Genomic DNA, 7,195 nt, shown 5'->3' on the forward strand with positions numbered 1-7,195 from the left:
GGCGGGGTCCCTCTGGGGGGGCCTCGGGCCCTGGGCCGCGGCCGGGGGGTTGGCCCCCCGGTCCCGCCGGCGCCGCGGGGGGGGGGGGGGCGGAAGTTCCGCACCCGACCGCCGTCTCAGCGCCGCGATGGTCTTGTCCGACAGGCCGACGACGCTCGCCAGCCGCCGGTTGGACCACTCCGGGAAGTCGGCGAGCATGTGAAGGGCCGCTGCCTTGCGGTCGGCCAGTGAGAGCGGCAGTCCGTGGCTGCTGTTCAGCTTGACCGCGAGCACGAACGCCTGCCGCTCGTCACCGTTGAAGAGCACAGCCCTTATGTGCGTGGCGCCGCTGGTCTCCACTGCCCTGAGCCGGTGCACGCCGTCGATGACGGTCATCGTCTCCCGGTGGATGACTATCGGCGGCAGCTCGGAACACACTTCCGCGAGCGCACTGATGTGCCGTGGATCCTCCCCGACCGTACGGAGTGAGCCCACGACCATGATTCGGCTTATCGGCACCTGGGTGATCTCCGACAAGAGCCCACCGAAGTACAATTCTGAACGACTCAACTGCTGCATCGGCTGCTGCAAGGATGCCGAGATGTGGTCCATCGATCTTCCTCCCCAGCGAACTCTTGACGGACCTACCGGCTGCCGTACGGCTCATCCGGTCGCGGATGACGTCAGGCAGCGCGGCGAACCACGGTTCGAGGAATAGAAGATCTGTCATGGGCCATCGGAAAGGTGTGCAACATCGTGTCTCCCCCGCGACGCAATGCCGAACCGACAGCCGAACCCTGCCAGGAGGAGCGATTCGACGCAAGAGCTCTGTCATAAGGTCCACCTGGGAAAGCGGACCCATCCTTGATCGTCGTTCGACCGACGACCGGAGTGCGAAGATCAGCCCTCGGGCGGAATGATCTGCTCCCTCGGCAGAAGGGGAAATGTCATCGCTGCTGGACGCGTGATCCGCCTTGACCGGACCAGGCGGCTCGTTCTCCTTACCGGCGTGAAGAGGAATTCGAGATCATGGACGCCCACCGGTCCGGACGACGACCCGGCGACGACGGGTGTCTTCCGGACCCTGACAGGGACCCCCGGCCGGCCCGCGCCGGCCGCAGGCCCCGATGGGTGCAGGGGACGTCCCGCTTCAGCGCGGGGCTGCCGGGCGATAGCGGTTCACCCAGTGCGCGGTTCGGTCCAGGTAGGCGGTCTCCGCGGCCTGGCCGGTCAGTCCGTGGGCCCCGTCGTAGGTCCGGTAGCCATGACCGCCCGGCGGTGTCGAGTCGGCGGGTTCGATGGAACTCCCCTCATGCCATTCGTCGAAAGAGGTCACCGACACCCACGAGGGCGAGCCGCCGATCGCGGGGTCGAGGGCGTTGGTCCACTGCCGGTCGTAGGCCGCGCCGTTCGCCCGCTCCACGGTGGGCGTGGAGTTGCCCGGCACCGCCCGGTCGTCGATGTAGCCCGGCGCGACGGACAGGGCCCAGATCAGGCCGCCCGCGCGGGAGCCACCGCCCCGGCCTGCTTCCAGCCGGGGGCGGTGGCTCCCGCGATGCCGTCGTAGGTGTACATGCCGGAGAAGTGGGCGATCTTGGTGGTGTCGGTGGTCTGGGCGAGGACGATGCTGGTGTCCGTGACCTGGTCCAGTGGCGTCCAGTCGGTGATGTCCAGGCTCTGGAACACGTAGAACGCGCTCCTGCCGCCGTGGTCCGGTGAGCGGTGGAAGGCCGGGTGGCTGCCGTAGGTGCGGTTGATGTACTCGATGTCGGCGACCGTGGAGGCCGCGGTGCGGCCCGCGTGGGGCTCCAGGTGCCAGGCCACCTGGACGCCGCGCTCCTGCGCCGCGTCGAGCACGCCCCGCACGAGCCGGTCCTCGTAGCCGTCCCGGCCCCATCAGCTGTACACGATCACTCCGGCGCCCGACCGGGCGACCCACTCCATGTGCTGGGCGACGGCGCCCTCGTGGTCGGCCGAGTCGTACGGGCCGAGCGCCGGGTAGAAATCGGCGCCGACGTCGTCGGGCGGGGTGCGGCCGCCCTGCTGCCCGTGCCGCCAGCCGCCGTTGACCGCCGGGCCGCCGTACCACGGGTAGTAGAAGAGATGGACGTCGTCGGACAGCGTGCCGGAGACGGGTTCGGCGCCCAGGCTGAAGGTGTCGATGTCGAACAGCGCACCGCTGCCGCCGGTGAACCTCAGGAAGAGCGGTCCAAAGGCGGCTCCCGTCAGTGTCGTCGTGACGGTGGTGAAGGTCTCCCAGCCGCCGGTCACCGGCACCGTCACCGAGCCGAGCAGCGGCCCGGTCTGTGAGCCGGAGCGGAACTGGAGGGTGCCGCCGGCGCCCGCCGAGGAGACCCGCGCGGACGCCGAGGTGGCGCCGACGGTGGAGACGGAGGCGTAGCCGGCCCAGTCGCCGTTGTCGATGTAGCCCAGGGTCAGTCCTCCGCTGGCCGCACCGTGCGCGGCGGACTGGACGCCGGAGGCGGAGCTGTACGACTCCGCCTCCCACGGCGTGGTCGTGGTGGAGCCGGTGCCGAGGGTGAAGGCGTCGAGGTCGAACAGGTTGCCCTGCCCGGTCGGGCCGCGGAAGACCAGGAACAGCTCGGTGGTGCCGGAGGGCGCGCCGGAGAGATCGGCGGTGACGTCGGTGAACGAGTCCCAGCCGCCCGTCACCGGCACGGTCGCGGTGCCGAGGAGGGTGCCGGTGGTGGAACCGGCGCGTACCTCGATCCTGCCGCCCGTACCGCCGGAGGACACCCGGGCGGTGAACTTCGTGGCGCCCGCGAGGACGTACGGCTTGAAGGAGATCCAGTCGCCGTCGTCGGTGAAGCCGACCGTTCTGCCGCCCTCGGCGGTGGCGTGGTCGGCGGTCCGGATACCGGACTGGGCGCCGAAGTGCTCGCCCTGGCGGTGGCGGGGCTGCAGGGTGCGTACCGAGTGCGTGGTCAGGCCGCTCCTGTCGGTGTACTCGGCGTCGAAGACACCGTAGAGGTTCGCGGCGCTGTCGTGTTCGCCGTCGGCCGGGACGGTGAGGTTGCCACGGTGCGGCGAGATCGCCGCAACTGCCGCTGAGTCGTGGGCTCGCCCCCTCGCGCCCCCGCACCACGGCAGATGTCGTCTGCGTTCCCCTGGCGACGACGGCAGCAGGCCACCACGCTCCCACTGCGCGGCCGAAGAAGAACCAGCTCAACCCCCGGTCCCAGTCCCTGTCGCCCTTGAGACATGTCCCACCTGTGCCACGAGAAACCGGTGACACATCCTTCGGCAGCGGCGGATTCTTTCCAGCACCTACGGCAGCGACAGCCGCATGGACACCACGGAACCGCGACGCCAACGCCTCGCGTACGACGACGGAAGGTTCGCGACTGATGAGACGGATACGCCTCGCGGCTGCTGCGGCGGCGGGGTTGAGCATGCTCACCGGCGCGGTGACGCCGGTGGCGGCGGACCAGGGTGACGGCGCGAGAGCGGGCACGGAACAGCTCACCGCGCCCGCGGACGCAGGTGCCGCCTCCGACGTCCGCCTGGTCACCGGCGACCGCGTCACGGTCACGGTGGGGCCGGACGGCCGGCGGACGGCCTCGGTGCGGCCGGGGAAGGGGCGTCAGCACATCCTCTTCCGCACCATCGAGCAGGACGGGCATCTGACGGTCCTCCCGTCGGACGCGATCGAACTGGTCACCGCGGGGCGCCTGGACCGCGAACTGTTCGACGTGACCTCGCTGATCGCCCAGCGGTACGACGAGGCGCACACCGACACACTGCCGCTGATCGTCGGCAACGCGCCGGGAGTCGCCGGCTCGGCGCTGCGGAAGGCCACCGCCCTGGCCGCGGACGGCACACCCGCCCGCCACCTGCGGAGCATCGACGCGGAGGCCGTGCGGGTACCGGCCGAGGACCTCGGCACCTTCTGGAAGCGTCTGCTCCCCGCCGGCGAGGGCGCGGCCCGCGCGGCCGGCACTCCGCGCGTGTGGCTGGACAGCCGGGTCAAGGCCTCCCTGGACCGCAGCACCGCACAGATCGGCGCGCCCGAGGTGTGGAAGGCCGGCTACCAGGGCGACGGCGTGAAGGTCGCCGTCCTGGACACCGGCGCCGACGCCACCCACCCCGACCTGGCCGGACGGATCAGTGAGGCGGAGGACTTCTCCGGCAGCTCCGGGACCGGCGACGCCTTCGGGCACGGCACGCATGTCGCGTCCATCGTCGGCGGTTCCGGCGCGGCGTCCGGCGGCAGCCGCAAGGGGGTGGCTCCCGGTGCGAACCTGCTGATCGGCAAGGTCCTCGGCGACGACGGTTTCGGCACCGAGTCGCAGGTGATCGCCGGCATGGAGTGGTCCGTCGCGCGCGGCGCGAAGGTCGTCAACATGTCGCTCGGCTCCGACGCGCCCAGCGACGGCACGGACCCGATGAGCCGCACCCTGAACGAACTGACCGCGTCCACGGGCACGTTGTTCGTCGTCGCGGCGGGCAACGCCGGCCCCGGGCAGGGCACGATCGGTTCCCCCGGCGCCGCCGACGCGGCACTGACCGTCGGCGCGGTGAACCGTGACGACTCCCTCGCGGGCTTCTCCAGCCGCGGTCCCCGGGTCGGTGACGACGCGGTCAAGCCCGACGTCACCGCGCCCGGCGTGGGCATCGTGGCCGCCCGTGCCGCGGGCACCACGATGGGGGAGGTGGTCGACGGCTCCCACGTCGCCGCTTCCGGCACCTCGATGGCGGCCCCGCACGTGGCCGGTGCGGCCGCGCTGCTGGCACAGCAGCACCCCAACTGGACTGCCGGCCGGCTGAAGGACGCGCTGACCAGCACGGCACGCACCATCGGCGGGCAGAAGGTCACCGAACAGGGCGCGGGACGCATCGACCTCGCCGCGGCCGCGCGAACCCCGCTCACCGCCACCGGCGCCCTGGCCCTCGGCACCTACGAGGCCGACGACAGCGGGACGTCCACCCGCACCGTGAGCTACACCAACCACTCGGACGCCCCCGTCACCCTCAGCCTGCGCGCCGAGCTGGCGACCAGCGGTGGCCGCGAGGTCAACGCCGGTGCCGTCGACCTTGGTTCCGGCTCCCTCACCGTCCCGGCGGGCGCCACGGCCCAGCTGCCGCTCACCGTGGACTCCTCCCGCGCGGCGCAGGGTGACTACTACGGCTATCTGACGGCGTCCTCCGCCGACGGCAAGGTCTCGGTGCACACGACGCTGAGCCTGATCGTGCGCGGCCCCGTGCACAAGCTCAAGGTCGTGTCGTACGACCTCGACGGCGAGCGCGTCCATTCCCTTCCGACGATCTGGGGCCCCGACGGGCTCGTGGAGTACACCGACCGCGAGAACGCCGTCGCCGAGGTGGAGGAAGGCACGTACCAGATCGTCTCGGGCGGTCTGGAGCGGGAGAACGGCAAGGAGGTGCTGCGGCACATCGTGCTGCCGCAGGTGAGCGTCACCAAGGACACCACCGCCGTCGTCGACCCCCGCAAGACGACCAAGGTCGAGATCCGCACGCCCCGGCCCGCCGAACAGCGCGGCATCCTGAGCTTCCAGACGTACCGGGAGATCGACGGGCACGGCTGGATCGACGGGACCATGTACTTCGACCTGGCGCAGGACCTGTACGTCAGCCCCACCGTCCAGGTCACCGACGGCACCTTCGAGTTCGCCTCCCGCTGGCAGCTGGTCGCGCCCCAGCTCGAAGCCGAGGTCGTCGGCGGTGCGGGGGACCTCGGCGCGTTCTACATGCCGCACTCGCCCCTGTTCGACCGGCGGGGTGAGCGACTGACCGCGGTGGCCGCCGGCTCCGTTGCCGAGCCGGACTTCCGCCGCGTCCGCGGCAAGCTCGCCGTCGTCACGGACGAATCGGGCGAAGGCGGGGCCGAGTTCATGGAGCAGGCCGCCGCGGCGGGTGCCCGTGCCGTCATGGTGGTCCACTTCAGCGACATCGGCTGGACCCGCTGGACGCCCCACGGGGACCGGTGGAAGATCCCGGCCGTCCGTGTCGGCTCCGGCACGGGAGCCGCGCTGCTGAAGCGGATCGCCGAGCGCACCACCACGGTCGCCTTCAGCGGCACCGCGCGCAGCCCGTACCTGTACGACGTCATGCAGGTGTCCGAGCAGCGCATCCCCGGACGCGTCATCCACACGGTGTCCGAGCGCAACAGCGCCGTCGTCCGCTCCGTGTACGCGGACAACGGCGGCGCGCCCTGGGCGGCGGAACAGCGCTTCGCCCGCCGCCCTTACCAGGACTTCACCTGGCTTCAGTACACCCGGCACGTACCGACCGCCTTCGAACGGACCGAGTACGTCACCTCGGGCGACACCGAGTGGTACCAAGTGGTGCTGCACCAGACCGTGAGTGAGGGGGACATCGACAGGCCGCTGAACGCCGGCCTGCGAGAGGCGCCTCGTACCTACCGGGCGGGCGAGCAGGTCCGCCAGAGCTGGCAGGGCGCGGTCGTCCGTCCCTCGATCCCACGCGGCGCGGAGCCCAGCACGCGGGACGGGAACGTCCTGCGACTGCGGATAGCCGAGTTCACCGACTCCGAGGCGGGTCACTGGTCCCGTCGGATGGTGCTCGGCGGCGAGTTCGGCACGGAGCCGACGTCGCTCGACACGGCGAACGCCGAGCTCTTCCGGGACGGCAAGAAGGTCCTCGACCTGGCGGACGCGTGGCGGGACGTCGAAGTGCCGGCCGGCACCGCCGAGTACCGGCTGCGCCTGGAGACGACAAGGGAGTCCGGTGAGTGGGACTACGCCACGGCGACGGACACGTCCTGGTCGTTCCGCTCCGGCTCGACCACGGAGGCGACGCGGCTGCCGCTGCTCCAGGTCGACCACGACGTCCCGGTCGACGAGCGCAACGCCGTGGGACCCGGCCGCACGTACTCGCTGGGTCTGACGGTGCGCAACCAGGACGGGCTGGGTGCTCCGCGCGGTGTGCGCACTGTCGTCGAGGTCTCCTACGACGACGGCAAGCACTTCCGCCAGGTGCCGGTCAGAGCCAAGGGAGCCAACGTCTTCTCGGCCACCGTCCACAAGCCGTCCGCCGTCCGCGGTGACGCCTTCGTGACGCTCCGCGTCACGGCCGAGGACGCGCACGGCAACTCGGTCCGGCAGACGGTGAGCCGGGCGTACCTGCACCGGGGCTGATCCATGGTGGCGGGGGGGGGGGGCGGGGGGCCCCGGCACCCCCCCCCCCCCCCCGCCCCCCCGGCCCCGCCCCCGGG

The 7,195-nt window shown here is 71.6% G+C and carries 2 protein-coding genes and 1 pseudogene; 1 reads left to right on the forward strand and 2 read right to left on the reverse strand.

Annotation, left to right across the window (positions count from 1 at the left end; translation table 11 throughout):
• Both ACGF8A_RS12875 and ACGF8A_RS12880 read right to left on the reverse strand, forming a co-directional pair.
• Positions 1–591, reverse strand: a 591-nt coding sequence (locus tag ACGF8A_RS12875) for a ParB N-terminal domain-containing protein (protein WP_393107234.1), incomplete at its 3' end; no start/stop codon positions are given.
• A gap of 538 nt (positions 592–1,129) precedes the next feature.
• Positions 1,130–3,018 (reverse strand): annotated as a pseudogene (locus ACGF8A_RS12880) (carbohydrate-binding protein); the annotation flags it as partial.
• A 329-nt stretch (positions 3,019–3,347) separates the two neighbouring features.
• On the opposite strand from ACGF8A_RS12880, the gene ACGF8A_RS12885 reads away from it, so the two are divergent.
• Complete coding sequence (locus ACGF8A_RS12885) at positions 3,348–7,118, forward strand: S8 family serine peptidase (protein ID WP_393107236.1); 3,771 nt, start codon at positions 3,348–3,350, stop codon at positions 7,116–7,118.
• The last annotated feature ends 77 nt before the right edge of the window (positions 7,119–7,195 follow it).

The organism is Streptomyces sp. NPDC047706 (assembly GCF_043204795.1).
GTDB lineage: Bacteria > Actinomycetota > Actinomycetes > Streptomycetales > Streptomycetaceae > Streptomyces.